The organism is Streptomyces sp. NPDC049879, from assembly GCF_044461265.1.
In the GTDB taxonomy this organism is placed as follows: domain Bacteria; phylum Actinomycetota; class Actinomycetes; order Streptomycetales; family Streptomycetaceae; genus Streptomyces.
Genome location: NZ_JBITKT010000004.1, coordinates 26054 through 50069 on the forward strand (window position 1 = coordinate 26054; position 24016 = coordinate 50069).

Genomic DNA, 24016 nt, shown 5'->3' on the forward strand with positions numbered 1-24016 from the left:
CCGGGCGTCCGCCCGGGGGTGACGCGCGTAGTTTCCGGTCCGCGACTGGCAGGTACATATCAAAGTACCGGCCGCGACCGGCCGGCCCCCCACGGAGAGGCCCTCCCATGCGGATACCGCTGGCAGCCGGCGCGCTGGCGCTCGCCCTGCTCGTCCCCGCCCCGTACGCCTCGGCGGACGGCGCCGCGGACGCGGCCGGATACTACGACGACGCGGAAGGGCTGACGGGTGCGGCGCTGCGCGACGCGCTGCACGACATCGTCAGCACGGGTGTGACGACCCTGACGTACGCGCAGGTGTGGGACGCCCTCAAGGTGACCGACCGGGCGCCGTCCGACCCGGACAGCGTCGTCCTCTTCTACACCGGCCAGTTGCGGGACGCCGACGAGAACGGCGGGGCGGTCGGCGACTGGAACCGCGAGCACCTGTGGGCGCAGTCGCACGGCGACTTCGGCACGGGACGCGGGCCCGGGACCGACCTGCACCACCTGCGGCCCACCGACGTGCAGGTCAACAGCACGCGCGGCAACAAGGACTTCGACGACGGCGGCTCAGCCGCACCCGGCGCGCCCGGGAACTACACGGACGCCGACTCCTGGGAGCCGCGCGACGCGGACAAGGGCGACGTGGCGCGTGCGCTGTTCTACATGGCCGTGCGGTGGGAGGGCGGCGGCGGGTTCGCCGACCTGGAGCTGAACGACGCGGTGGACAACGGCGGCAGCCCGTACATGGGGCGGCTGTCGACGCTGCTGGAGTGGCACGAGGCGGACCCGCCCGACGCGTTCGAGCGGCAGCGGAACGAGACGGTCTACGCGTCGTACCAGCACAACAGGAATCCCTTCGTCGACCACCCCGAGTGGGCAGCCGAGATATGGGACTGACGGCCGGGGCCCGGCCGTGCAGCATGGACGGCCGGGGCCGCGGCGACGGGCGCGCGCCATGAGCCGGGAGGTACCGGATGCGGGTGATCGAGGGGCACGGCGTGCGGCTGAGGGCGGCGGGTGAGGGGGACCGCGAGCGGTTCACCGAGATCCTCGCCGCGCCGGGGGTGGCGCGCTGGTGGGGGGACGCGCGGGAGGAGGCGGCGGGGGTGTGCGCGCCGGAGGAGGGGACGCGTTCGTACGCGATCGAGCGCGCCGGGGCGGTGGTCGGGCTCGTGCAGGCCTGGGAGGAGACGGCACCCCATTACCGGCACGCGGGGCTCGACATCGCGGTGGACGCCGCGTGCCAGCGGCGTGGTCTCGGGGGTGCGGCGCTCTATGTGCTGGCGCGTCACCTGTTCGAGGTGGAGGGGCACCATCGGCTGACGATCGATCCGGCGGTGGGGAACGAGGGCGCGGTGCGGCTGTATCAGCGGCTGGGATTTCGGCCGGTGGGCGTCATGCGGCAGTACGAGCGGCGGGACGACGGGACTGTGCGGGACGGCCTGTTGATGGACATGCTGGCGGGGGAACTGGTGGCACCACCGCTGCCGCGGTGAACAGCCGTGGGTGCGGCGGCGCGTGGCGCGTCCGGTCCGCGAGGGGTCGGACGCGCCACGCGCGGGCGCGTTCGGGCGCCGGTGCGGCTCAGGCCTTGCGGGCGACGCCTCCGGCCATCAGTTCCTGGGCCACGTCGAGGGGCAGCGCGACGGGACCGTCGGGCCGCCACAGCGGCAGGGACACCACGCCGGGGTCGAGGAGTTCGAGGCCGTCGAAGTAGGCGGTGATCTCCTCGATGGTGCGGAAGCGGCCGGTGCCGAGGAAGTCCAGCATCGTCACCTCGACGGCGCGCGCCTCGGGGCCGGTGTCGCAGAAGCAGGTGAGGACGAGGTGGCTGCCGGGCGGGACCGCGTCCATGTAGGCGGTGACGACGCCCTGCGGGTCCTCGTCGTCGTGGAGGTGGTGCAGGATGCCGACCAGCATGACGCCGACGGGCTTGGAGAAGTCGATGAGGCGCTGGACGCTGGGGTGTCCGAGGACGGCGGCGGGGTCGCGGAGGTCGGCGGTGACGACGGCGGTGCGGTCGTTCTCCTCCAGCAGGGCGCGGCCGTGCGCGAGGACGATGGGGTCGTTGTCGACGTAGACGACGCGCGCGTCGGGGTTCTGGCGCTGGGCGACCTGGTGGGTGTTCTCCAGGGTGGGCAGGCCCGCGCCGAGGTCGATGAACTGGTCGATGCCGACGGCCTCCGAGGCCAGGTGGCCCACCATCCGGCCGAGGGCGGCGCGGTTGTACCAGCCGACGTCGCTGATGTGCGGCATGTTGCGGCGCACCTCGTCGGCGACGACGCGGTCGACCTCGTAGTTGTCCTTGCCGCCGAGGACCGCGTCGTAGACGCGCGCGATGCTCGGCCTGCTGAGATCGATCTCCGGGGCCGTGCCGCCGTCCGGTGTCCCGTTCTGCTGATCCGCCATCGCGGACCTCCCCTCTTCCCGGCTTCTCTCGGGCGTCTCTCCGGTTCCGTCCGCGTTCCGGACGCCCCGCGCGTCGGGCAAGACTAACGTGCGTGACGCGGGGGACAGCCCGTTGTTGATCATCAACTCGCCGTGCGGGCACGCAAGTTATCGATCCGATACCTCGCGGGACGCCGCCGGGCGGACGGTCCGTCAGGAAGGGGCGCCCGGGGGTGGCGGGTGAATACCCGGGAATTGCCCTTGCCGCCTTCGATTACGGAGAGTAACGTTACCCGTGCGTTGAGGGAATCGCGGGACGCGGGGGCGTCACGCGGGGGAAAGCAGGGGGCGGTTTCGTGCGGCAGATGATTGCGGAATATGGCGGAGGCGCCGGGAGGCCGGGACGTGGCCCCGCATTGCCGGGCCCGGGGCCGGGCAAGCGGGTGGGCGCACGTCGCCTGATGGGCACGGTGGTGCCGTTTTCTGTTCACACGCGGGGCATCGAGTGGGAACGGTGGCGATTTCCAGGGGTCCGGCCGCCCGCCGAATTGGGTGATTCGGCGGGCACGGTCGAGGAGAAGCATGCCGCGGCGACGGTGCCGTTGCTGCCGATTCGCGTGGTCCCGGTCTTTTGCGGGAAGCCGTTCCGGCGGGGAAACCGGCGGCGGGGGGACGGCGCGGGCCGAACCGGGGGCGTGCCACCCGGTGTTGCCGGCGGGGCCCGCTCCGGCGCGGCGGATGCCCGGCGGCGGGCGGCGGCGCGGGGGTTCGGCGTGCCGGAGTGCCGCGTGGGGCGGGGAGCACCGGGCCGCGCGGGCCCGGGGGGTTCAGTGGGCCTTGTCGTAGGCTTCCTGCACGTTTCCGGGTACGCGTCCCCGGCCGTTCACCTCGTAGCCGTTCTCCTTGGCCCACTCGCGCACCTTGGCCGGGTCGGCCCCGGGCGCCGGGCGCTTGGCCGACGAGCCGCCGCCGCGCTGGGAGCGGCCGGTCTTGCGGCCCTTGTCGATGAATGGGCCGAGCGCTTCGAGAAGCCGGTCGAAGGAGTCGGGCGCGAGGTCGATCTCATAGTTCACGCCGTCGAGACTGAAGGTATGCGTACCGACATCGGTGGCCTCGTCCCCGGTGAGGTCGTCGGTGTAGATGGTGACCACTTTCTTTGCCATGACCGGGAGTATACGGCCAATGGAGTGGTATTCACGCCCTCTGCCCGGCCTGTTTTCCGCCCGACAATGCCGATCCGGGCCGGCCGCGACCGGGCGGGGATTCCCCGGGCGGACATCCGCGCGGCATGCGGGGACAACGGCATTTCACCGGCGGGCGCCCCGGCGATATCCGCCGTGGGACGTCCGGCGGTTGCCGGGCCCCGGAGATCGACGGCGACAGGGGCGCGCGCTCCCGCACCGGCTGTGACGGGGAAGCGCTGGCGACTGTATCGCCCCGGGCGGCGGCGGACGGGTGCGGAACGGCACAATGCGGCGCTCGGGTATCAGTGGATTTCCCTGCACTGCCCGCGTTCTTGGCGTCGCCGTGCCACGGATGGCGAGTTCTCGCCCGTCGGTCGGTGCCGGAGCGGGCGCGGACATCCCGGCGTCGCCGTTCCGCTCCCCCTCCGGAGCACGCGCCCGCCGCCCGACCCGGCAGGGCGCGGGGTGGGCGGGTCAGACAGCGGTACTCGTGGTACCGGCGGCAGGGGCGGCGCCCGCGCGGCGCCGCCTGCGGAACTCCGCGCCGATCCCCAGCAGGACGCCCGCCACGATCAGGGGCAGGCCCCTGAGCCACACCTCGCGCTCGACCTGGGTGGCCAGCAGCGCGCAGGAGGCGACCCCGAGCACCGGGACGAGGGCCGGGACCCGGAAGTGGTCCCGGGCGACAGGGTCGCGGCGCAGGACGAGGACGGTGGCGTTGACGACGGCGAAGACGAACAGGAGCAGCATCACCATGGTGGAGGCCAGCGTGGCGACGTCGCCGGTGAGGGCGAGGCACATGGACAGCGCGGTGGTGACGATGATCGCGGCCCACGGGGTGCGCCGCCGGGGCAGCACGCGGGTGAGGAAGGAGGGCAGGAGGCCGTCCCTGGCCATGCCGTAGGTGAGCCGGGAGGTCATGATGCCGGTCAGCAGGGCGCCGTTGGCCACGGCGACGAGGGCGATGAAGCTGAACAGCCGGTCGGGCACTCCCCCGGCGGCGTGGACCACTTCGAGCAGCGGACCGCTGGACTCGACGAGCCGCTCGGTGGGCACGGCGGTGCTGGCGACGACGGCGACGAGTCCGTAGAGCAGCCCGGCGGCGCCGAGGGCGCAGAACAGGGCGCGCGGGTAGGAGCGGCGCGGGTCGTGGGTCTCCTCCGCCAGGTTGACGGACGTCTCGAAGCCGCCGAAGGCGTAGTAGGCGAGGACCACGCCGCCGAGGACGGCGGCGGCCGGGCCACCGCCCTCCTCCGCTCCGAGGTCGGCCAGCCGGGACGGGTCCCCGTCGCCGCGCAGGACGACCCAGGCGCCGAGCGCGATGATCAGGACGAGGCCGCCGACCTCGATCACCGTGGCGACCGCGTTGGCCCGCATCGACTCGGCGATGCCCCGGGCGTTGAGCAGGGCGAGCGCGAAGGGGAAGGCGATGGCGACGGCCGCCGGGGGGACGGTGACGAAGGCGCCGAGGTAGTCCCCCGCGAAGGCGCGGGTGAGCGTCGCGACGGACACGGTCCCCGCGGCGAGCATGCAGAAGCCGGTCAGGAAGCCGGGGAACGGGCCGAAGGCGAGATGCGCGTAGTGCGCCGCTCCCCCGGCGCGCGGGTACTTGGTGGCCAGTTCGGCGTACGAGGCCGCCGTGAGGAGGGCGAGGCAGAGGGCGGCGAGCATCGGCACCCAGACGGCGCCGCCCGACTCGGAGGCCATCTGACCGACCAGCACGTACACGCCTGCGCCCAGGACGTCGCCCAGGATGAAGAGGAAGAGCAGCCGTGTGGTGAGGGCCCTCCTGAGGGGTGGCTGCACGTCCGCCGGAACGTCCGTGGGGGGAGTGTCCGTGGGAGTCATGGGGTCCCCCTGCCCGGCTCAGGGCCGCACAGGCGCGTGTTCAGTCGAACGTGTCATGTCCTCCCGGGAAGGGGCACGGGCCCGCCGTACGGCTGGTATGCCGGGCGGTCCGGCGGGCCGCCGGGCCCGGTGGCGCGGGCCTCTAGGAGGCGGACGACGGCCGGTTGGTACGGTCCAAGGGTCGTCACTTCCTCCGGCGAACGGACTCGAAGACATGCCCGACCGACTGATCTGTGTCGGCTCCTACACGGCGGAGACCGGCGGCCGTGGCCCCGGCCTCACCCTCCTGCGCGCGACGGGCCAGGACGGACGCCTCGCGCCGTCAGGCGAACTGCCGCTGCCCGGCGCCTCCTGGCTGGAGTGGCACCCCACCCTGCCGGTGCTGTACGCGGTGCACGAGCTGGCCGAGGGCGGCGTGAGCGCCGTCGCCTTCGACGGCGAGGGTGTGCCTGCGGTGCGCGGGACCCTCCCGACCGGCGGCGCGGAGCCCTGCCACCTCGCCGTCACACCGGACGGCCGGCACCTGCTGGCGGCCAACTACGGTTCCGGCAGCGTCGCCGTCTTCGCGCTGGACGCGGCGGGCGACCTGGTCGGCCGCACCGACCTGGTGGAGCACTCGGGCTCGGGGCCCGACCCGGACCGCCAGGAGGGCCCGCACGCCCACATGGTGACGCTGCACGGCGCGGACGGGCTGCTCACCGTCACCGACCTGGGGACGGACACGCTGTGGACGTACCGGCTGGCGGCCGACACCGGCACGCTGGAGCGGGTGGCGGCGAGCGTGCTCACGGCGGGGACGGGGCCGCGCCAGCTGATCCGGGCGACGGAGAACCGCGCGTACGTGGTGGGCGAACTCGCCCGTGAGCTGGTCGTGGTGGCGGAGAACGGGCCCGGCACCTTCGCGCCCGTCGCCTCGGTGCCCGCCTCGGCGCAGCCGGGGGACGACACCATGCCCGCGCACTTCGCGCTCTCGCCGGACGGCCGCTTCGGCTACCTCTCGAACCGCGGCCCCGACACGGTCGCGACCTTCGCGCTGGGCTCGGAGCAGCCCGCGCTCGTCGGCGAACACGTCCTGGACGCCGCGTGGCCGCGCCAGTTCGCGCTCGACGGCGACCGGATGTACGTCGCGGCGCAGGAGAGCGACACGGTGGTGGTCCTCACCGTGGACCACGGGACGGGCTCCCTCACGGAGGAGTACCGCGTGCCCGTGGGTTCCCCCGCCTGCGTGGCGATCCAGCCCTGACCACCCCCGGCCGGTGCCGCCGCGACACCCCTGACGGTGCGGTGCGGCGCTCCGGGGCCCGAAGGGCTTCCGCCGCCGACAGCGCGGGCCGGGGCGGGCCTCGGAGTACGGGTACGTGGTCTACCGCTGCCCCGCACGGCGCCCCTTCCTCCCCCGCCGTCACGGCATGGGGCGGACAGGGCGCCGTGGGGCCCGGCCGATCCGGCGTCGCGGGACGGAAAGCCCATTCCGATCCGGGGCCGCAGTATGCCGGGCGATCCTGCCCCGCCCGGCAGGCCGCAGGAGCCGTCCAGGACCTCCGAGTCTGGAGGGCTTTCCCGCCGACGGTTCCCGCCGCGTGGTCAGGGAGCGCGGCGTGCGCGGCACTTCGGTACGGCCCCGCCCGTCCGGCGTGTGTCCATGGTGTCCGGGCGGGATACGGGCCGGAGAAGCACCCGGAGCCACGGACAAGAAGGTGCCGCTGACGACCGTCGATCCGACCTCTGTGGCGCGGTGCAACGGCAGGCAGGAAACGAGAAGTCGACGGTGGCCACCCTCCGCCTCGGCACGGCCGCACCGGCGTGAGGACGGGACGCGCCACGGGGCTCCGCCCGCTGCCGCCGCGGTCGTCCTGCCCCCGTGACACCGCGGTGGCGGCACGGCGGACCGCCCGGCAGGCGGCCGTACGCGCGACGCGCCACCCGCGGCGTCAGAGGACGAGGTGCGCGGCGACCTCGGCGGGGTGCGTGAGTTGGGGGTAGTGCCCGGCGCCGGGGATTTCGATCACCGGGTGCCCGATGTCCCGTGCGTCGGAGGCCGTCAGCGGGTCGTGCGAGCCGACGACGATCCGCACGGGCACCTTCACATGGTCGAGCAGCGCCCGGGTCCGCTCGCGTTCGGCGGCCCCGGCGCGCATCGCGGCGACCACCCGGCCCGCCACCCCCGGACGGCGCAGGTCGGCCACCGCGCTCTCCACCTCCGCCCCCTCCGGTACCCCGAGCGTCGCGGCCAGCCGGGCGGCGGTCATGCGGCGCAGCACCGGTACGGCCAGCCGGGAGCGCGTGAACCGCCGCCCCGGCGCCTGGAGGAAGGCGGGCGCGACGAGGACGAGCCCGCCGACGCGGTCGCGATGGTCGGCGGCGAAGCGCAGCGCGGGCCCGCAGGCCGCGGAGTGGGCGACCAGCGTCGGGCGCCCCCGCACCGCCCCGAACAGGTCGGCGAGCCACGCGTCCACCGGCCGCTCCCCCGGCGCCGACCGCCCGAGGCCCGGCAGGTCGGGGGCCAGGACGGGCCCCGGCAGGTGCGGCGCGAGCGGGGCCCAGAGGTCGGCGTTCATCGGCAGGCCGTGGAGCAGGACGTGGGCGGGGTCGCGCCGTTCGCCGGCCACCCAGGTGCGGCTGCCCGCGACGGCGCGGAAGCCGTACGGCCTCAGCCACGGCGTGGCGGCGCCGAACCGGGCCGCCACCAGGTCGTCGGTCCAGGTGCGGAGTGCGTCGGCAACCGGGGGCGTCTCCAGGCCCGCGTGCGCGGCGAGGGCGCGGGCGGAGTCCGTGGGGTAGCGGTCGGCGGAGAGGAACGAGAGCGTCTCGGGGTCGGCGCCGGTGAGCCTGCGCGGCAGCCGCCGCAGCAGGCCGACGGGGACGGTGCGGCGGGGCGCCCGCACCCCGGCGTGCTCTGCGATGGTGCGGATCAGTCCGGGGAGCGGAGGGGTGTCGTCGTCGAGCACCCAGTGGCTGTCCCCCGCCAGCGGCGAGGCGGGGATCTCGGCGAGGAAGCGGGCGAGGTGGCCGACGGTCACGATCGGCACGAACGTGTCACGACCGCCCGGTATCGCGGGCAGCCGCCCCCGCCACAGGTCCGCGACGAGGGCGGCCAGGCCGATGTACTGGCCGGGCCCGATCACCGTGCTGGGGTTGGCGACGGTCAGCGGCACCCCCAGCGCGCGGGCACGGGCGCGCACCGCCAGGTCGCCTTCGAGCTTGGACGCCTCGTACGCGCCCGTCGGCACGGACGCCGCCTGCCCGTCGGGCGGGCTGACGCGGTAGCCGCTCAGGTGGACCAGCCGCCGCAGGGCGGGCAGCGCGGCGGCCCATTCGAGGACGTTGAGCGCGCCGGTGACGTTGACCGCGCGCGCCTCACCGGTGCCGAGGCCGAAGGCGAACAGGGCGGCGGCGTTGTAGACGTCCCGCGCCTCGGGGAGCCCGGTGAGCGGCCGCGTGATGTCGGCGTGGACGACGTCGAGCCCGCCGGTGTCCACGCCCCGGCCGGTCAGCCAGGGGGTGAGGGTGTCGGTGCGGACGGCCGCCGCGACCCGTTGCCCCCGGCCCAGCAGTTCCGCGACGAGGGAACGGCCGATGAAGCCGGTCGCGCCGAAGACGATGGCGTCCATGAAACTCCTCAGTAGATCGGTCTGCATATTTTCGGGGCATGCGCGGGCCGCGGCGAAGAGCGGCCGACCCGCGTCAGGTGTCCAGCAGGACGCCGATCCGGCGCGCCACGCTGTCCAGGGGCGCCCTGCTGCGGTGCGTACGGGCCAGCAGGAGCGCGCCCTCCACGAGCGCCAGCACCGTGACCGCCAGGTCGTCGGCGTCGGGACGGTCCGCCAGCCGGTCGCGCAGGACCCGTTCCCAGGAGGCGTAGACCTCGGAACAGGCCTGCTGGAGCGGGTCGTTCGTCGCGGCGGTCTCCAGTGCGACGGTGGCCACCGGGCAGCCCCGGCGCCAGCCGGACTCCTCCAGCCGGTCGCCGAGGAGCCGCAGCGCGGCGCCGGTGAACTCCGCCGCGGACCCGTCGCGTTCGGCCAGTCCCGCCAGGGCGTCGCCGACCGCCTGCCCGGCGCGCCGCACGGACTCGGCGACCAACTGGTCCTTGCCGCCCGGGAAGTGGAAGTAGAGCGAGCCGCGGGGCGCCCCGCTGGCGGCGATCACCTGGTTGAGCCCGGCCGCGGAGTACCCTCCCGCCTCGACCAGCTCACGCGTCGCGTCCAGCAGCCTGTCGCGCGTCTCGGCGCCCTTCTGTCCCATGCCCGCCAAAATAGACCGGTCGACATAATTCTTCAAGCGGCCCCGCCCCCGCCGACCGGCCGCCACCCCGCCGTGGGAGCGGCCCCATGCCTCCCACCTGCGGCGCGGCACACCCGGGAGAGCATCGGCAACCCGCCACCTTCGGGGTGCGTTTCACGCTACGCGTCCGGGCAATGCGGATGTCATGTCACCGCATACGAGCAGAACCGGCCCGGCGGGGGCGATCATCGCCGCGATCGCCGACATCGCCGCATTCATCATCGTCCTGTGGATCCTCATGTACCTGCTGGACGCCAATCCGGGCAACGCGCTCGTGGACTTCACCCACGACGCGTCCCGCTGGCTCGCCGGCTGGTCCCACGACCTGTTCACCTTCGACGAGGAGTGGGCGCGCGTGGTGTGCGGCTACGGTCTCGCCGCTGTCGTGTACTTCGCCATCGGCAATCTCGTGGCCAACCGCGTACGACGATACTGACCCGCCCCGCACACGGCACCGTACGCCGCGGGCACACGACGCGCGACGGTCCCCCGGCCCGGCGGCCGGGAGATCCCCGGGCGGGGGGACCGCCGCGCGGCACGGGCCACAAGGCAGCACCGCGCGAGGGCGACGGAGACCAGGACCACCGAGGAACGGCGCGACCAGGAGCGGGTGGCGGACGGCGTGACGACCGTCCGCCACCCGCTCCTCCCTTGTGCGCGACGCATTGACGCGGACGCGCCACCGCGGTCCAATGACCTCGTTTGGGAGCGCTCCCATACCCCAGCCGAGGCGAAGGAGACCGCATGCGCGTACGCACCCCATCCCGAGGACGGACGGCCGCCCCCGCCCTGCTCACCGCCCTGGCGGCCCTGCTGGCACCGCTGGGCCTCGCCCCGGCCGCCACCGCCACCGCGCCCGCCACGCCCGCCGCCGCCCCCCGGGCGGCCCAGGTGTACGAGGCCGAGGACGGCGTACTCTCCGGCGTCACCGTCGGCTCGTCCGCCGCCGGTTACTCGGGCACCGGCTACGTCGAGGGCTTCGACGCGCCCGACGACCAGGTGACCGTCACCATCCCCGACAGCCCCGGCGGCCTGCACGACCTCACGGTGGTCTACCGCGCCCCGTACGGCCAGAAGAACACCGCGCTGCGCCTCAACGACACCGGCATGGGCGAGATCACCCTCCCCGCCACCGACACCTTCTCCACGGTCTCCGCAGGCCGCGTCCTGCTGGAGGAGGGCGACAACACCGTCACGTTCCAGAACTCCTGGGGCTGGTACGAGATCGACGCCGTCACCCTCGCGCCCGTGCCCCCGCGCCCGCCGCACCAGGTGACGGGCGAGCCGGTCGACCCCGACGCGACGCCCGAGGCCCGCGCCCTGCTGCGCTACCTGACCGACGGCTACGGCGACCACATCCTCAGCGGCCAGCAGGACATGGCGGGCATCCGCTGGATCGAGGAGAACATCGGCCGGACCCCCGCCGTCGCCGGGCTCGACATGATGGACTACTCCCCCAGCCGCGTCGAGCGCGGCACCACCTCCCAGGAGGTCGAGAACGCCCTCGCCTGGGACGAGCGCGGCGGCATCACCACGTTCGTCTGGCACTGGAACGCGCCGACGGGCCTGATCGACGAGCCGGGCCGCGAGTGGTGGCGCGGCTTCTACACGGACGCGACGACGTTCGATCTCGCCGCCGCGCTGGCCGACCCGGACTCCGCCGAGTACGCGCTGCTGCTGCGCGACATCGACGCCATCGCCGTGCAGCTCGGGCGGCTCCAGGACGCGGGCGTGCCCGTGCTGTGGCGCCCGCTGCACGAGGCGGAGGGCGGCTGGTTCTGGTGGGGCGCGAAGGGTCCTGGACCGGCCAAGGAGCTGTTCCGGCTGCTCTACGACCGGCTCACCGACGTCCACGGCCTGCACAACCTGATCTGGGTCTGGAACTCCGTGGACCCCGCCTGGTACCCGGGCGACGACGTGGTGGACATCGTCAGCGCCGACTCGTACCCGCCCGCAGGTGACCACGGGCCGGTCAGCGCGACGTACGAGAAGCTGGTCGAGCTTGCGGGCGACCGGAAGATCGCGGCCCTCACCGAGGTCGGCTCGATCCCCGACCCGGATCTGCTGGAGGCGTACGAGGCGGACTGGAGCTGGTTCGTCACATGGTCGGGCGACTTCCTGACCGACGGGGTGAGCAACCCGCGCGAGCACCTGGAGCACGTCTACGGCCACGAGCGCGTCATCACCCTCGACGAGCTGGGCGACTTCCGCGCCCACGGCGGCTGCCGCGCCACGCACACCGTCACGCGCAGCTGGGGCACCGGCCACATCGCCGAGGTGACCGTCGAGAACACCGGCGACACCCCGCTCACCGGCTGGCGGGCCGCCTGGCGCGAGACGGGCGGGCAGGCGCCCGGCAGCGCGTGGAACGCCGAGGTGACGGGCGACGGGACCACCGTCCGTGCCACGCCGTCCGCCTGGAACGCGACGCTGGCGCCGGGCGCGAGCACCACGTTCGGGTATCTCGGCAGCGGCCCCTGGCCGGACGACCGGGCGCTCGCGCCCAGTTGCACGGCGGACTGAGGGGGCGCCCGCGAGGTGCGGGGCATCGTGACACGTGGTCTTGACCACCTGTCACGATGCCCCTAACTTCCCGCACCAGGAAGCGCTTGCACCGCCTCCACCCCCACACAGAGAGGACGCGCCATGGTCTTACCGAGCCCCCGCAGGCCCGCGCGGCGCCGCCTGGCCGGCCTGGCCTTCGCGCTGGTCGCGGCCGGTACGCTGGCCGCCCCCGCGAACGCCGCGCCCAGCGCCGCCGCCACCCCGTTCGAGCAGTACGGCCGCGTGTGGGTGTGCGGCACGTCGCTGTGCGACGAGAACGGCGACCCGGTCCAGTTGCGCGGCATGAGCACACACGGGACGCAGTGGTACGAGCAGTGCGTCACCGACGAGTCCCTCGACGTGCTGGCGTACGACTGGGGCGCGGACGTGCTGCGCGTCTCGACGTACGTCCAGGAGGGCGGCTACGAGACGGACCCGCAGTACTTCACGGACCTCGCGAGCCGCGTCATCGAGGAGGCCACGGAACGCGGGCTGTACGTCGTCGTCGACTGGCACATGCTCGACCCCGGCGACCCGAACGCGAACACCGCGCTCGCCCAGCGCTTCTTCCGCGACATCACGGCGCGCTTCGGCGACCAGGACAACATCCTCTACGAGATCGCCAACGAGCCGAACGGCGTGAGCTGGCAGGCGATCAGGAACTACGCGCACACCCTGATCCCGGTGGTGCGGCAGGGCGACCCGGACGCCGTGGTGATCGTCGGCACCCGGGCCTGGTCGTCGCTCGGCGTCTCGGACGGCGCGGACGAGTCGGAGGTGGTGGACGCGCCGGTCAACGCCGAGAACATCATGTACACGTTCCACTTCTACGCGGCCTCGCACCAGGACTGGTACCTGGACACGCTGGCGCGGGCCGCCGAGGAACTACCGATCTTCGTCACCGAGTTCGGGACGCAGGAGTACACCGGTGACGGGCCGGACGACTTCGCGATGTCGCAGCGGTACCTCGACCTGATGGAGCGCGAGAACATCAGCTGGACCAACTGGAACTACTCGGACGACTTCCGCTCGGGCGCCGTGTTCGAGCCGGGCACCTGCGACAACGGCGACTGGGCCGATCCGGGCGCGCTGAAGGAAGCGGGCGAGTGGATCAGGGACCGGATCGGCTGACGCTCCGGCCCGGACACCGGCCGGCGCGTGGCCGCCGCCTCAGTCGCCCGGCGGCGGCCACGCGTCACCCCACCGCGCGTCGCGCGCGGCGCGGTACAGCTCGCGCTGCCGCTTGGTGACGGTCGTGTCGGCGAGCCCTTCGTCGGCCGTACACTCCCGCAGCGCCACCAGGCCCTTGCGCTTGAGCGGATGGCGCAGCACCCGGCTCGCGGCCCGGCCGTACGGGTGCCGGGAGGCCGCGACGTAGGAGAACTTCTCGTCCTCGAAGTTGAGCGTCCCCTCCTTGATCTGCCGGTGCGCGTCGAGGCGGGGCAGGCGGGCGGCGAAGTGGCACCAGTCCTGGCCGCGCGGGATGGGGCAGGCGTGGTCGTGCGGGCAGGGGGCGAGGACGGTGAGGCCGTGCCCGACGAGGGTGTCGCGGGCGGCGACGACGCGCTCGTACCCGTCGGGCGTGCCGGGCTCGACCAGCACGACGACGCCCTCGGCCCCGGCGGCGTCGGCGAGCCAGCGGACGGCGGACTCCCGTTCGGCGGCGGGCAGTTCGCCGAGGACGTAGGAGAGGGTGACGAGGTCGGCGGCGGGCGGCGGGGCCGCCGGGTCGATGGTGCCGCGCCGCCAGGTGGCGCCGCGCAGGGCGGGCGCGGCCGAGGCGGCGGCGAGGCGGCGGCCGAGGTCGATGGCCTCGGGGACCTGTTCGGTGACGGCCAGTTCGCCGAGTCCCGGCCAGGTGCGCTGGGCGGCCCAGAGGGCGGCACCGGTGCCGCCGCCGAGATCGGCCATGGTCGCGGGCGCGTAGCCGGGCGCCGCGCGCGCCACCTCGGCCAGCGCGGCGTGCACGGCGGCGTAGGTGGCGGGCATGCGGTAGCCCGCGTAGGCGGCGACGTCACCGGCCGTCGCGAGGATCGGCGCGGTGGCGGCGCGGCCCTCGCGGTAGCGGCCGCTGAGGCGTTCCACGGCGCGCGCGAGGTCGCGGCGGCCGAGTCCGTCGAGGGCCTCGTCCAGGGCCGCGCGCAGGTCGTCGGGCAGGGCGGTCATGCCCCGCATTCTGCCCGGTCACGGCGGACGCCCCGGACACGGGCCGGTGAGGCGGCGGACGAACCCGCCTGCTCGACGCGGCCGGTCAGGTGCGCGACGGCGCCGGTGGTGGCGTGCCCGCGCGGTCGGGGGCTTGGAGGCGGAGCCGGTCGTCGCCACCGCCGCCGCCCTGCTCGCACTGGGACCGGCGGCCCCCGCCCTCGCCCACGACGACGACAAGCCGGCCGAGCGGCTCGGCCACCTCCGACGCGTTCCCGCAGAACATCACGCCGCGCCAGACCAGCGGCAACCCGCGCGCGTCACGGGAGCGCGGGTTCCTGATGGACGTCTTCGTGGACCCGGTGGACGTCACCACCGGCGACGCGCCCCGGCATCCGCACAGGTGCGGTGGATGTTCGCCGTGTACTCCCCTGGCGTCCGTGCTCGGCGGCCTCTTCCGCCACCGCTGCGTCGCCCCCACGGGTGGGGCAGGGCCTCTCCGTCGCCGTGCTGGTGCCACAACTCCCGACGTCGTAGGCGCCCGACGGCGCACCGGCCCGGCGCTCGGAGTCCCCGGCCCTGCCCGACGCGCGGGACGTCCGGGCCGTGACTCGACTGCGGCGGCGGGCCGCTGACGCAGTTCCTGTTCTCCCTGCCGGTGACGGGCTTCCCTTTCCCCCTTCACCACGCGCCATCAGCGCCTTGCCCTACGCACCCGCCGCGGGCTCGACGGCCGGTCTCGGCGCGGTCGGGCAGCCGTCCGCCTTCGTCGCCCCGCCGCCGGGCAGATCGGTGCCGGTCCGCATCCGCGTCCCGCTGCTGGGCACGGCTGCGTCGCGGTGGCGGCCGGGGCCATCGGTCCCGGTGCGCCTGGCCGGGAACGGGCGCGGGCCGGTGGCCGTGTGCCGTGTGGGGCGCGCGGTCACCGGCCCGTGCCGGGTGTGGTGCCGGAGGTCAGGGCAGCAGGCCCTCGATCTCGGCCAGTTCCTCGTCGCTGAAGTCGAGGTTGCGGACGGCGCCCGCGCTGTCCTCCAGCTGCGCGACGCTGCTGGCGCCGATCAGCGCCGACGTGACGCGCCCGCCGCGCAGCACCCACGCCAGCGCGAGCTGCGCGAGGGTCTGGCCGCGCCGCTCGGCGATCGCGTTCAGGGCGCGGACGGTGCCGATGGTCTTCTCGACGCCCTCGGCGGTGAGGAACGGGCTGTCGCCGGCGGCCCGCGAGCCCTCCGGGATGCCGTTCAGGTAGCGGCTGGTCAGCACGCCCTGCGCCAGCGGGGAGAACGCGATGGACCCGGCGCCCACCTCGTCCAGGGCGTCCAGCAGGCCGTCCTCGACCCAGCGGTTCACCATCGAGTAGGAGGGCTGGTGGATGAGCAGCGGGGTGCCCAGCTCGCCGAGGATGCGGGCGGCCTCGCGGGTCTGCTCCGGCGAGTAGTTGGAGATGCCCGCGTAGAGCGCCTTGCCCTGGCGGACGGCGCTGTCGAGGGCGCCCATCGTCTCTTCGAGCGGGGTGTCCGGGTCGGGGCGGTGCGAGTAGAAGATGTCGACGTGGTCGAGGCCGGTGCGGGCGAGGCTCTGGTCCAGGCTGCCCAGCAGGCTCTTGCGCGAGCCCCATTCGCCGTACGGGCCGGGCCACATCAGGTATCCGGCCTTGGTGGAGACGACGATCTCGTCGCGGTGGGCGCGGAAGTCGGCGGCGTAGATGCGGCCGAAGTTGCGCTCGGCCTCACCGGGCGGGGGGCCGTAGTTGTTGGCGATGTCGAAGTGGGTGATGCCCAGGTCGAACGCGCGGCGCAGGATCGCCCGCTGGTCGGCGAAGGGCTTGGCGTCCCCGAAGTTGTGCCACAGGCCGAGGGAGATGGCGGGCAGCTTGAGACCGGAACGGCCCACACGCCGGTAGGGCATGGACTCGTAGCGCTGGTCCGATGCGACGTAGGTCACGGGGACTCCTTGGTGGGACGGTGGGGGCGGGTGGGGACGGGACCGCCGCATCCTGGCATACCGGGGCGTACCGCCTCAACCCTCTTTCCGTGTGGCGGTCGCGCGCGGCGTGCCCAGGGGGAACGGACGGCGGGTGCGATCTGTTCCCCGCCGCTTCCCGCCGCCGTGTCAGCGGGAGGCGGCCGCGCTGACCACGGCGTCGAGCAGCAGGCGTCCGGCGCGCAGCACGGGCTGGGCACGGGTGGGCGTCGCGTTGGCCAGCAGTACGGCGCCCGCGTGGGCTTCGGGGCTGAAGCCGATGAACGCGGTGAAGCCGCCGGTGCCGCCGCTGTGCCACAGCAGGGTGCGGTCCTGCGTGGCGCGGTGGGTCCACGCCATGCAGGCGGCGTTGGGGCTGCGCGGGTACGGGTGGTACGGCTGGTGGGTGGCGGTGAGCGCGGTGGGGATGGGCGTCTGGTGCGGGCGCAGGTGGGCTTGCAGGTAGCGGAGCATGTCGTCCGCCGTGGCGTACGCGGCGCCTGCCCCGGCGAGTGCGTCGAACGTCCAGTGCTGCACGGGTCGTCCGCGCCGGTGGCCGGTGACGGCGTCGGGGGGTGGGCCTTGGAGGCGGGAGAGGCTGGTGCCCGTCATGGCGAGGGGGTGCAGGACGCGCTCGGTGAGCAGGGTGCCGAAGTCGGTCCCCGCCGCGTTGGCCAGGAGGTGGCCGAGCAGTCCCATGCCGAAGGTGGAGTAGCGCACGACGCGGGAGCGCTGCCGGATACGGGCGGTGGCGTGGTGGAGGTCTTCGGCCCGGTAGCGGGCGTACGGGTTGGCGAGCGGGTGGGGCAGGGCGCGTCGCAGGAAGTTGCCGGGCAGGCGTGGGAGTCCGGCGCTGTGGGTGGCGAGGTCGAGGAGGGTGATCGGGGGGCCGCTGCGTCGGGGGGCGGCGGTCGGGGGCAGGTGGAGGTCGATCGGGTCGTCGTAGGAGACATCGCCGCGGGAGGCGAGTTCGGCGAGCAGCAGGGCGGTGAGGGTCTTCGTCAGGGAGCCGAGGGCGAACGGGGTGTCGGGGCGTACGGATTCGCGTGATCCGGCCGTCCGGTGGCCGGTGGTGAGGACGGCCTGTTCGGTGCCGATGACGGCCGCTGCGGCGACGCCGGGGGCGACGCGGCCGGTGACCAGGGGGACGGCCGTGGCGCGGAGGATCTCGGTGACCCCGGGGGCGGGGAGGGCGGGTCGTGTCATGGAGGAGTCCCGTCCGTGACGGTGTCGAGGGCGCGCAGGACGGTGAGGGTGCCCGCGACGACCGCGACGACGGTGGGGTGGTGGTGGTCGGATGGGGGGTCGCCGTCGTCCTGGGGCGTCGGCGGCCCGGTGGTCAGGGTCCCGTCCGGGTGCTGTGCCTCGGCGAGGCGCGGCCAGAGGGCGTGGGGGAGGCTGGGGCGGGGCAGGCAGGCCCCGGCGGCGAGGAGTTCGCAGACCAGGTCCCAGGAGTGCGTTCCGGCGAAGGTCTCGGTCCACACGGGCAGCCAGCGGTCCGTGTAGTCGGCCAGGTCGGGCGGGAGCGCGTCGGGGTGCGCGGCCCAGTCCGTCAGGTGCAGGACGGTGTGGGCGAGGGCGTGGGCGTGTGTGCGGTCGAGCATCCAGGGTTCCGGGGTGCCGCCGAGCCAGGTCCTGCGGGTGAGTTCCGCGGCGTCGGGCGGGTCGGGGAGGCCGAGTCTGCGGGTGGCGGCGAGGACGGCGAGGCGCCGGTGCGGGGCGAGTTCGGTGACGCGTGCGGCGCGCAGTCCGTGGAGGTGCGCGGCGAGGTCGTCGAGTCCGGCGTGCCGGTATCCGGCGGCGGCGAAGCGGCTGTAGAGCTCCACGGGGCGGGTGGCCGCCGGTGTGTCCCGCTGGATCTGGTGGAGGAGTGCGCCGTCGCGCAGTTCGTGCCAGGCGAAGTCCATGAGTTCCTGGGCCGTGCGTGCCGCGTCGGGCCCGGTGACGGGGAAGCGCAGGACGGTGCCCGCAGCGAGGGCAAGTCCCGCGAGGGCGCGGAAGGCGGCGGCGGGTATGTCCCGGTGGGGGACGCCGGGCGGGAGGGAGAGGCGGGCGCGGTCCGCGCCGAGGCGCGCCACCGCGTTCTCCGCGACCTGGTGTGCCAGCCGTACGGTCGCCGCGTCCATCAGCCCGCACCTCCCAGGAGCCGCCGGACGACGGCGAGTTCGAACAGTGTCCGCGGCCGGTGGGGGCCAAGGGCGGTGAGGTGGGTGAGCGCCGCAGGAAGGAGCGGGTCGGGGGTGGTCCCGGCGTCGAGCGCGAGCCAGCGGGCCGTGCGGGCGGCGGCGAGGTGGTCGCGGCGCAGCAGCGCGTGGACCAGGCCGTTGACGAGGGCGGGCGGGTGCGCGCCGAACCGCTCGCGGAGGGTGCCGGTGACGGGCGGCAGCGCCAGGGCGCTGAGGCGGACGGCCTCGGCGGTCCACGCGGTCCAGGCGGTGGGGTCGGGCAGCGCGGCGGGGCCGGTGAGGGCGGTGTGCCGGTCGGCGGCGAGCCCTTCCCAGCCGTGGGTGGGGACGCCGAGCGCGGCGAGCGCCTGGGTCAGGGCGGCGTCGCGCGGCGCCCATGCCGCGTCGTCGGACGTGCGCGGCTCCGGCGCGGGGAACGCGGTGACGGCGGCCCTGACGAGCGCGGCGTCGCTCGCGGTGAACGGGTGCCCGCCGAGGAGGAAGGGCGCGAGGACGTCGGCGCCGGTGCCGCGCAGGGCACCGAGGGCGCGGACCGGATCGACGCGGCCGTCGAGACCGGCGCGCAGGGTGAACGTTCCTCCCCCGGGGGTGAGCGCGTCGGCGAGGGCGGCGGCCAGGACGTCGGCCGCCGTGCCCGCGGCGCCGTGCCCGGCCCGGTGCGCGAGGGACATCAGCCGCCGGGACGGGCCGCCGTCGTGCGGCCGTCCGGCGGAAGGGGCGACGGTGGACGTTCCATGGCGTGCCTCGTCTCGTACTGTTCCCCCGGAGGACCCGTCCCCCGGGAGGACCCTGTTGCCCGACAAAGATTGCCCTGCATTCGCCGTGCGCTGCGACGCTTTCCGGGCGCCGGGACGTCCATGCGGGATTGACGGAAAAAGATTTGCCCTGGGCAGGAAAGCGATCCGCCATATCCGCTTTCGCGCGCATGCGGCACGAGAGCGATCACTTTCTCGCACGCCCCGCACGGCCGGGCGACGGCCGCACACCAGCCCACACCCGGCCCCACCAGCCACGCGGCCACTGCGTCTCGAATTCCTGTATCCCTCTCGCACCGGTCGGCGAACCGGCGGCGGCGATCACCTCTCAGGCGGAAAATCACCCGTCGGATGTACACTTCGGCCGCCTATTGGGCAGGGTGCCCTGGACAACAGTGCTCCGCACGACTCGCGTAGTCAGGACGCCGAATAACCATGGCAGACTGTGTTTCTTTCCGGGCCGGCCCATTGGAACGGTTTCTCTACGGCTCCCCCGGGAGCAAAGTGATCCCGACCGGTTTCTTCATGGACCTCCCGGGCACTCCCCCGTCCGCCGGCGCGCTCCGCGACCGGGCACTCGGCCGGGTGGCCGAACTGCCCGCGCTGCACCAGCTCGCCGCGCCGGGACCGCGCTGGGGACGGGCGACCGCGCTCGACCCCGCCCGGCACATCAGGACGCGGGACGTCGCCCCCGGCGGCGCCGCGCTCGACGCGGCGAGCCAGGAACTGCTGCACCTCCCCCTCCCCTCGGGCGCCGCCCCGATGTGGGACATCTGGCTCCTGCGCACCCCGGGCCAGGACGGCTACCGCCTCTGCTTCCGCGTCCACCACGCGCTGCAGGACGGCGTGGGCGCCGCCCACACGGTGACCCGCCTGCTGGCCGACGACCCCGGTACGCCGGGCCCCCGCGCCCACCGCCCCGTGCCGGTCACGCTGCGGGGCCTGACCGGACTCGGCCGCGACCTGTACGGCAGCCTGCGCCGCGACCGCAGCTGGGGCGTCCTCGGCGTCCCCCCGGCCGACGACCTGGCCTGGTCGTACCGCGACGTCCCCGACGCGCGGCTGCGCGCCCTCGCCGCGCGCTGGGGCGGGACGGTCAACGACATGTACCTCGCCGCGCTGGCCCGCGCGTTCCGCGCCTGGCACGCCAGGCGGCCCGCGCCGCACCCGCCCTGCGGTGACGTGACGGCCGTCGTGCCGATGTCGCTGCGCAGGAAGGGCGAGGAGCACGCGCCGGGCAACCGCCTGGTGTTCGCGCGCGTGGCGCTGCCCTGCTCGCAGGCCGGACCCGCGGAGTGCGTACGGCGGCTCGTCTGCGACACACGGCAGTTGCGCACGTCGGGGCAGCGGGAGATCGCGGGCCGGCTGTTCAACTGGGCCCCGGCGGCGGCGACCATAAGGAAACAGCTCGCCATCACCACGCCCCGCATCTCGCTGATCGCCAGCAACGTGCATCTCCCGCACGACGTCAGCTGCTTCGGGTCCCGTGTCGGCGCCGCCAGCATGTTCACGGCACTGCCGCACGGCGTGCTCTGCTACGTCTCGCTGACCAGGACCGGCGGCACCGCGCGCTGCACCGTCGTCCATGACCGGGCGCTCCCCGGCGCCGGTGACCTGCCGGAACTGTGGCTCACCGCACTCGGCGAGCTGGAGGCCACGACCCCCCTCTGACACACCCCGCCGCCCCCGCCCGTGCAGGACACGCACCGCACGGGCGGCTTCCCCCTGCCCACGCCGCACCCAGCCGGACGCCGTGCGTCGCGGCAGGATCACATTCCGGCGTCATGTCGCGGCCCCCGCCTGTTCAGAGCCGCGTCCCGTCGCGCTGCCAGCCTCTCGTCACGTCGAAGCCTGTCCGTCCGACAGACGAGAGGGACCCCACATGTCCCAGGACCCGACCGCCCCCTCCCCCGCCGGTCCTTCCCCCACCGGCCGCAGGCGGTTCCTCGCCTCCGGCGCCGCCGCCCTCGGCGCGGCCACGGCGGGCCAGCTGGCCGCGCCCGCCCCCGCCCTGGGCGCCACCCCGTACGTCCCGCGCCCCGTGCACCGGCCCACCGCCGCGCCGCTGCCCGACGGCCTGTTCACCCTGGGCGTGGCCTCGGGCGACCCGCTCCCCGACGGCGTGGTCCTGTGGACGCGCCTCGCCCCCGACCCGCTGAACGGCGGCGGCATGCCGGAGCGCACCGTCGAGGTCGAGTGGCAGGTGGCCGCCGACTCCCGCTTCCGGCACATCGTGCGGCGCGGCACCACCCGCGCGGAACCGGCGTACGGGCACAGCGTGCACGCCGACGTGCGCGGCCTCGCCCCCGGCCGCGACCACTGGTACCGCTTCCGCGCCGAAGGGCAGCTCTCCCCCACCGGCCGCACCCGCACCGCGCCCCCGCCCCACTCCACCGGCACGCTGCGGCTGGCCCTCGCCTCCTGCCAGAACTGGCAGCACGGCTACTTCTCCGCCTACGCCGACATGGCCGCGCAGGATCCGGACGCCGTGCTGTTCGTCGGCGACTACATCTACGAGAGCGGCCCGTCCGCCACCGCCGTCCGCCGCCACGAGGGCACGGGCGAGCCGGTCACGCTGGAGCAGTACCGCAACCGGTACGCGCAGTACCGCGCCGATCCCGACCTCGCGCGGATGCACGCGAGCGCCCCGTGGATCGTCACGTTCGACGACCACGAGGTGGACAACGACTACGCGGGCGAGATCCCGCAGGACCCGGACCGGCAGCCGCACGAGGCGTTCGTCCCGCGCCTCACCGCCGCCTACCAGGCGTTCTACGAACACATGCCCGTACGCGCCACCGCCGTGCCGTCGGGGCCGCACATCCGCGTGCACCGCAGGCTGGACTTCGGGCGGCTCGCCCGCCTCCAGGTCCTCGACACGCGCCAGCACCGCAGCGACCAGGCCACCACCCAGGAGGGCGCGCAGAGCCCGCTGCTGACGATGCTCGGCGCCAGCCAGAAGCGGTGGCTGGTCGAGGGCCTGCGGGACTCGCCGGCCCGCTGGAACCTGATCGCCTCCCAGATCATGCTGGCCGAGACCGACCTGCTGCCCGGCGTCGGCAAGCGCTGGTACTACGACGCGTGGGACGGCTACCAGACCGAGCGCAACGAGCTGCTGGGCGAGCTGGCGGCGATCCGCAACCCGGTCGTCCTCAGCGGCGACCGGCACCTGACGATGGTCAGCGACCTGCGGCGCGACTACGCGGACCCGGCGTCCCGGACGATCGGCGCGGAGTTCGTCGGCTGCTCGATCTCCTCCAACGGCGACCAGGACCAGGACGCGTTCCGCGCGCAATGGGACCCGCTGAGGCCGGACAACCCCCATTGGAAGCTGCTGGACGCCCACCGGGGCTACCACCTGTTCGACATCGGCCGGGACGGCATCGACGCGCAAGTGCGCACCGTCGAGACCGTGCTCTCCCCGGCTTCGCCGGTCAGGCCGCCGGTGCGCCTGCGCGTGGACGAGGGCACCCCGGGCGTGCGCCTGGTCTGACCGTCACACGTCGTCGTCGGGGACGACCGCCGGCCGGCTGCGCAGCACCTCCGTGTAGTCGGCGGCGGCGGCCTCCGTCGGCACGTCCTCGCGGCGCCGCTCCGACAGGAGCAGCCGGTGTTCGAGCAGTTCGTGGTAGACCTGCGCCGTGTCGAGGCCCTCGCGCACCTCCAGCGGCACGAGGCGGACGGCGGGCCGGAAGACGTCCCGCACCCAGCGGTGCGCCAGCACCTCCATGCGGGCGCCGAGCGGGTCGCCCGGCGCGTAGTCCTCCTGGGAGACCATCCACGTCTCCAGGTCGTTGAGGAGGCTGCGCGCCTGGTTCTCCTCGGCGTCCAGGCCGGTGAGGCGCAGCAGCTGCCGCTGGTGGTGCCCGGCGTCGACGACCTTGGGGACGAACGTCACGGCGTCGCCGTCCGGCGAGCGCTGGATCTGCATCTCGGCGACGTCGAACCCCAGGTCGTTGAGGCGCCGGATGCGGCGGTCGATGTAGTGCCGCTTGTCGCGCGGGTAGACGGACGTGCGGGTCAGCTCGTGCCACAGCGCGTTGTAGCGGTCCACGATGTCCTGGCCGAACGGCACGGGGTCCACGGCCGGGTGCAGCGAGCCGCCCGCCTCCAGGTCCATCAGCTCGCCCGCGATGTTGACGCGCGCGACCTCCAGGTCGTAGTCGCGCTGCCCCTGCGACAGGGTCGGCTGGATCTGCCCGGTCTCGGCGTCCACGAGGTACGCGGCGTAGGCCCCGGCGTCGCGGCGGAACAGCGTGTTGGACAGCGAGCAGTCGCCCCACGCGAAGCCGTTCAGGTGCAGCCGCACGAGGAGGACCGCGAGCGCGTCGAGCAGGCGCTTTATGGTGCCGGGCCGCATCGTCGTCTCGAACATGGAGCGGTACGGCAGCGAGCCCTTCAGCTGCCGGGTGATCAGGACCGGCTCCAGCGGCTCGCCCTCCGGCGTGCTCCGCTTCGTCACGACGGCGACGGGGTCCACCGACGGCACGGCGAGCCGGTCCAGGTCGCGCAGCAGGCCGTACTCCCGCACGGCGGCCCACTCGCCGACCTCCTTGACGGCGACGACCTCCTCACCGGCGCGCGCGAACCGCACGACGTGCCGCGAGATGCCGCGCGGCAGGGCGACGAGGTGCTTGTCCGGCCACTCCTCCAGCGGCATGTGCCACGGCAGGTCGAGCAGCGTCGCGGGATGGCGCGGATCGGTCGCGGTGATCTGGAGATCCATGCCCCCAGTCTGC

The 24016-nt window shown here is 74.4% G+C and carries 20 protein-coding genes; 8 read left to right on the plus strand and 12 right to left on the minus strand.

Translation table 11 applies throughout. The annotated features are described in order from the left end of the window. The first annotated feature begins 107 nt into the window (after nt 1-107). The gene (locus ACIBPC_RS14960) at nt 108-881 is read left to right on the plus strand and encodes an endonuclease (RefSeq protein WP_362962281.1); all 774 of its coding nucleotides are present in this window, start codon (nt 108-110) and stop codon (nt 879-881) included. 77 nt (nt 882-958) lie between these two features. Continuing rightward, nucleotides 959-1480, plus strand: coding sequence for a GNAT family N-acetyltransferase (locus tag ACIBPC_RS14965; RefSeq protein WP_398844459.1), 522 nt, complete (start codon nt 959-961; stop codon nt 1478-1480). 88 nt (nt 1481-1568) lie between these two features. On the opposite strand, the gene ACIBPC_RS14970 is transcribed toward ACIBPC_RS14965, so the two are convergent. The 3 genes from ACIBPC_RS14970 to ACIBPC_RS14980 all read right to left on the minus strand — a co-directional run bounded on the left by ACIBPC_RS14970 (nt 1569) and on the right by ACIBPC_RS14980 (nt 5404). After that, nucleotides 1569-2393, minus strand: coding sequence for an SAM-dependent methyltransferase (locus ACIBPC_RS14970; protein ID WP_362962285.1), 825 nt, complete (start codon nt 2391-2393; stop codon nt 1569-1571). 806 nt (nt 2394-3199) lie between these two features. Continuing rightward, nucleotides 3200-3535, minus strand: a complete 336-nt coding sequence (locus ACIBPC_RS14975; protein ID WP_362962287.1) for an Lsr2 family protein — start codon at nt 3533-3535, stop codon at nt 3200-3202. Between the two features lie 495 nt (nt 3536-4030). After that, complete coding sequence (locus tag ACIBPC_RS14980) at nt 4031-5404, minus strand: APC family permease (RefSeq protein ID WP_398844463.1); 1374 nt, start codon at nt 5402-5404, stop codon at nt 4031-4033. Nucleotides 5405-5618: 214 nt separating this feature from the next. Between ACIBPC_RS14980 and ACIBPC_RS14985 the strand changes: the two genes are divergently transcribed. After that, on the plus strand, nt 5619-6647 hold the full coding sequence (locus tag ACIBPC_RS14985; RefSeq protein ID WP_362962291.1) for a lactonase family protein: 1029 nt from the start codon (nt 5619-5621) through the stop codon (nt 6645-6647). Between the two features lie 688 nt (nt 6648-7335). Here ACIBPC_RS14985 and ACIBPC_RS14990 read toward each other — a convergent pair. After that, a complete protein-coding gene (locus tag ACIBPC_RS14990) occupies nt 7336-9015 on the minus strand; it encodes an alpha/beta fold hydrolase (protein ID WP_398844467.1) in 1680 nt (559 codons plus the stop codon). Nucleotides 9016-9088: 73 nt separating this feature from the next. After that, a complete protein-coding gene (locus ACIBPC_RS14995; RefSeq protein WP_398844470.1) occupies nt 9089-9649 on the minus strand; it encodes a TetR/AcrR family transcriptional regulator in 561 nt (186 codons plus the stop codon). A 184-nt stretch (nt 9650-9833) separates the two neighbouring features. On the opposite strand from ACIBPC_RS14995, the gene ACIBPC_RS15000 reads away from it, so the two are divergent. The 3 genes from ACIBPC_RS15000 (at nt 9834) to ACIBPC_RS15010 (ending at nt 13363) form a co-directional block, all read left to right on the plus strand. Beyond that, nucleotides 9834-10124 (plus strand): hypothetical protein, encoded by a 291-nt coding sequence (locus ACIBPC_RS15000; protein WP_362962297.1) that lies wholly within the window; start codon nt 9834-9836, stop codon nt 10122-10124. A 308-nt stretch (nt 10125-10432) separates the two neighbouring features. After that, nucleotides 10433-12211: a glycosyl hydrolase gene (locus ACIBPC_RS15005; RefSeq protein WP_398844473.1), complete on the plus strand. Its 1779-nt coding sequence runs from the start codon at nt 10433-10435 to the stop codon at nt 12209-12211. 123 nt (nt 12212-12334) lie between these two features. After that, the gene (locus tag ACIBPC_RS15010) at nt 12335-13363 is read left to right on the plus strand and encodes a glycoside hydrolase family 5 protein (protein ID WP_398844476.1); all 1029 of its coding nucleotides are present in this window, start codon (nt 12335-12337) and stop codon (nt 13361-13363) included. 39 nt (nt 13364-13402) lie between these two features. Here the strand turns inward: ACIBPC_RS15010 and ACIBPC_RS15015 are convergent, their stop codons facing one another. The 6 genes from ACIBPC_RS15015 to ACIBPC_RS15040 all read right to left on the minus strand — a co-directional run bounded on the left by ACIBPC_RS15015 (nt 13403) and on the right by ACIBPC_RS15040 (nt 19193). Beyond that, the gene (locus ACIBPC_RS15015; RefSeq protein ID WP_398844479.1) at nt 13403-14398 is read right to left on the minus strand and encodes a small ribosomal subunit Rsm22 family protein; all 996 of its coding nucleotides are present in this window, start codon (nt 14396-14398) and stop codon (nt 13403-13405) included. 85 nt (nt 14399-14483) lie between these two features. Then, nucleotides 14484-14753: a hypothetical protein gene (locus ACIBPC_RS15020; RefSeq protein WP_398844480.1), complete on the minus strand. Its 270-nt coding sequence runs from the start codon at nt 14751-14753 to the stop codon at nt 14484-14486. Between the two features lie 578 nt (nt 14754-15331). Further along, nucleotides 15332-16282, minus strand: a complete 951-nt coding sequence (locus tag ACIBPC_RS15025) for an aldo/keto reductase (protein WP_362962514.1) — start codon at nt 16280-16282, stop codon at nt 15332-15334. Nucleotides 16283-16486: 204 nt separating this feature from the next. Then, entirely contained in the window at nt 16487-17542 is a 1056-nt protein-coding gene (locus ACIBPC_RS15030; protein WP_398844483.1) for a serine hydrolase domain-containing protein, read from the minus strand. Beyond that, a complete protein-coding gene (locus tag ACIBPC_RS15035) occupies nt 17539-18462 on the minus strand; it encodes a DUF6895 family protein (RefSeq protein WP_398844485.1) in 924 nt (307 codons plus the stop codon). Before ACIBPC_RS15035 ends, ACIBPC_RS15030 begins: the two co-directional genes overlap by 4 nt. Beyond that, nucleotides 18462-19193: a hypothetical protein gene (locus ACIBPC_RS15040; RefSeq protein WP_398844487.1), complete on the minus strand. Its 732-nt coding sequence runs from the start codon at nt 19191-19193 to the stop codon at nt 18462-18464. The genes ACIBPC_RS15035 and ACIBPC_RS15040 overlap by 1 nt, the downstream gene beginning before the upstream one ends. 588 nt (nt 19194-19781) lie before the next feature. Here ACIBPC_RS15040 and ACIBPC_RS15045 point away from each other — a divergent pair. Further along, on the plus strand, nt 19782-20948 hold the full coding sequence (locus ACIBPC_RS15045) for a wax ester/triacylglycerol synthase domain-containing protein (RefSeq protein ID WP_362962311.1): 1167 nt from the start codon (nt 19782-19784) through the stop codon (nt 20946-20948). Nucleotides 20949-21159: 211 nt separating this feature from the next. After that, nucleotides 21160-22770, plus strand: coding sequence for an alkaline phosphatase D family protein (locus tag ACIBPC_RS15050; protein WP_398844489.1), 1611 nt, complete (start codon nt 21160-21162; stop codon nt 22768-22770). Nucleotides 22771-22773: 3 nt separating this feature from the next. On the opposite strand, the gene ACIBPC_RS15055 is transcribed toward ACIBPC_RS15050, so the two are convergent. Continuing rightward, on the minus strand, nt 22774-24003 hold the full coding sequence (locus ACIBPC_RS15055) for a DUF4032 domain-containing protein (RefSeq protein ID WP_362962315.1): 1230 nt from the start codon (nt 24001-24003) through the stop codon (nt 22774-22776). Between the last annotated feature and the right edge of the window lie 13 nt (nt 24004-24016).

Excerpts from the sequence above, each read along its gene's own strand:
- ACIBPC_RS14960 (WP_362962281.1), top strand. The coding sequence starts at position 108 with ATGCGGATACCGCTGGCAGCCGGCGCGCTGGCGCTCGCCCTGCTCGTC.
- ACIBPC_RS14965 (WP_398844459.1), top strand. The coding sequence starts at position 959 with ATGCGGGTGATCGAGGGGCACGGCGTGCGGCTGAGGGCGGCGGGTGAG.
- ACIBPC_RS14970 (WP_362962285.1), bottom strand. The coding sequence starts at position 2,393 with ATGGCGGATCAGCAGAACGGGACACCGGACGGCGGCACGGCCCCGGAG.
- ACIBPC_RS14975 (WP_362962287.1), bottom strand. The coding sequence starts at position 3,535 with ATGGCAAAGAAAGTGGTCACCATCTACACCGACGACCTCACCGGGGAC.
- ACIBPC_RS14980 (WP_398844463.1), bottom strand. The coding sequence starts at position 5,404 with ATGACTCCCACGGACACTCCCCCCACGGACGTTCCGGCGGACGTGCAG.
- ACIBPC_RS14985 (WP_362962291.1), top strand. The coding sequence starts at position 5,619 with ATGCCCGACCGACTGATCTGTGTCGGCTCCTACACGGCGGAGACCGGC.
- ACIBPC_RS14990 (WP_398844467.1), bottom strand. The coding sequence starts at position 9,015 with ATGGACGCCATCGTCTTCGGCGCGACCGGCTTCATCGGCCGTTCCCTC.
- ACIBPC_RS14995 (WP_398844470.1), bottom strand. The coding sequence starts at position 9,649 with ATGGGACAGAAGGGCGCCGAGACGCGCGACAGGCTGCTGGACGCGACG.
- ACIBPC_RS15000 (WP_362962297.1), top strand. The coding sequence starts at position 9,834 with ATGTCACCGCATACGAGCAGAACCGGCCCGGCGGGGGCGATCATCGCC.
- ACIBPC_RS15005 (WP_398844473.1), top strand. The coding sequence starts at position 10,433 with ATGCGCGTACGCACCCCATCCCGAGGACGGACGGCCGCCCCCGCCCTG.
- ACIBPC_RS15010 (WP_398844476.1), top strand. The coding sequence starts at position 12,335 with ATGGTCTTACCGAGCCCCCGCAGGCCCGCGCGGCGCCGCCTGGCCGGC.
- ACIBPC_RS15015 (WP_398844479.1), bottom strand. The coding sequence starts at position 14,398 with ATGACCGCCCTGCCCGACGACCTGCGCGCGGCCCTGGACGAGGCCCTC.
- ACIBPC_RS15025 (WP_362962514.1), bottom strand. The coding sequence starts at position 16,282 with ATGCCCTACCGGCGTGTGGGCCGTTCCGGTCTCAAGCTGCCCGCCATC.
- ACIBPC_RS15030 (WP_398844483.1), bottom strand. The coding sequence starts at position 17,542 with ATGACACGACCCGCCCTCCCCGCCCCCGGGGTCACCGAGATCCTCCGC.
- ACIBPC_RS15035 (WP_398844485.1), bottom strand. The coding sequence starts at position 18,462 with ATGGACGCGGCGACCGTACGGCTGGCACACCAGGTCGCGGAGAACGCG.
- ACIBPC_RS15040 (WP_398844487.1), bottom strand. The coding sequence starts at position 19,193 with ATGTCCCTCGCGCACCGGGCCGGGCACGGCGCCGCGGGCACGGCGGCC.
- ACIBPC_RS15050 (WP_398844489.1), top strand. The coding sequence starts at position 21,160 with ATGTCCCAGGACCCGACCGCCCCCTCCCCCGCCGGTCCTTCCCCCACC.
- ACIBPC_RS15055 (WP_362962315.1), bottom strand. The coding sequence starts at position 24,003 with ATGGATCTCCAGATCACCGCGACCGATCCGCGCCATCCCGCGACGCTG.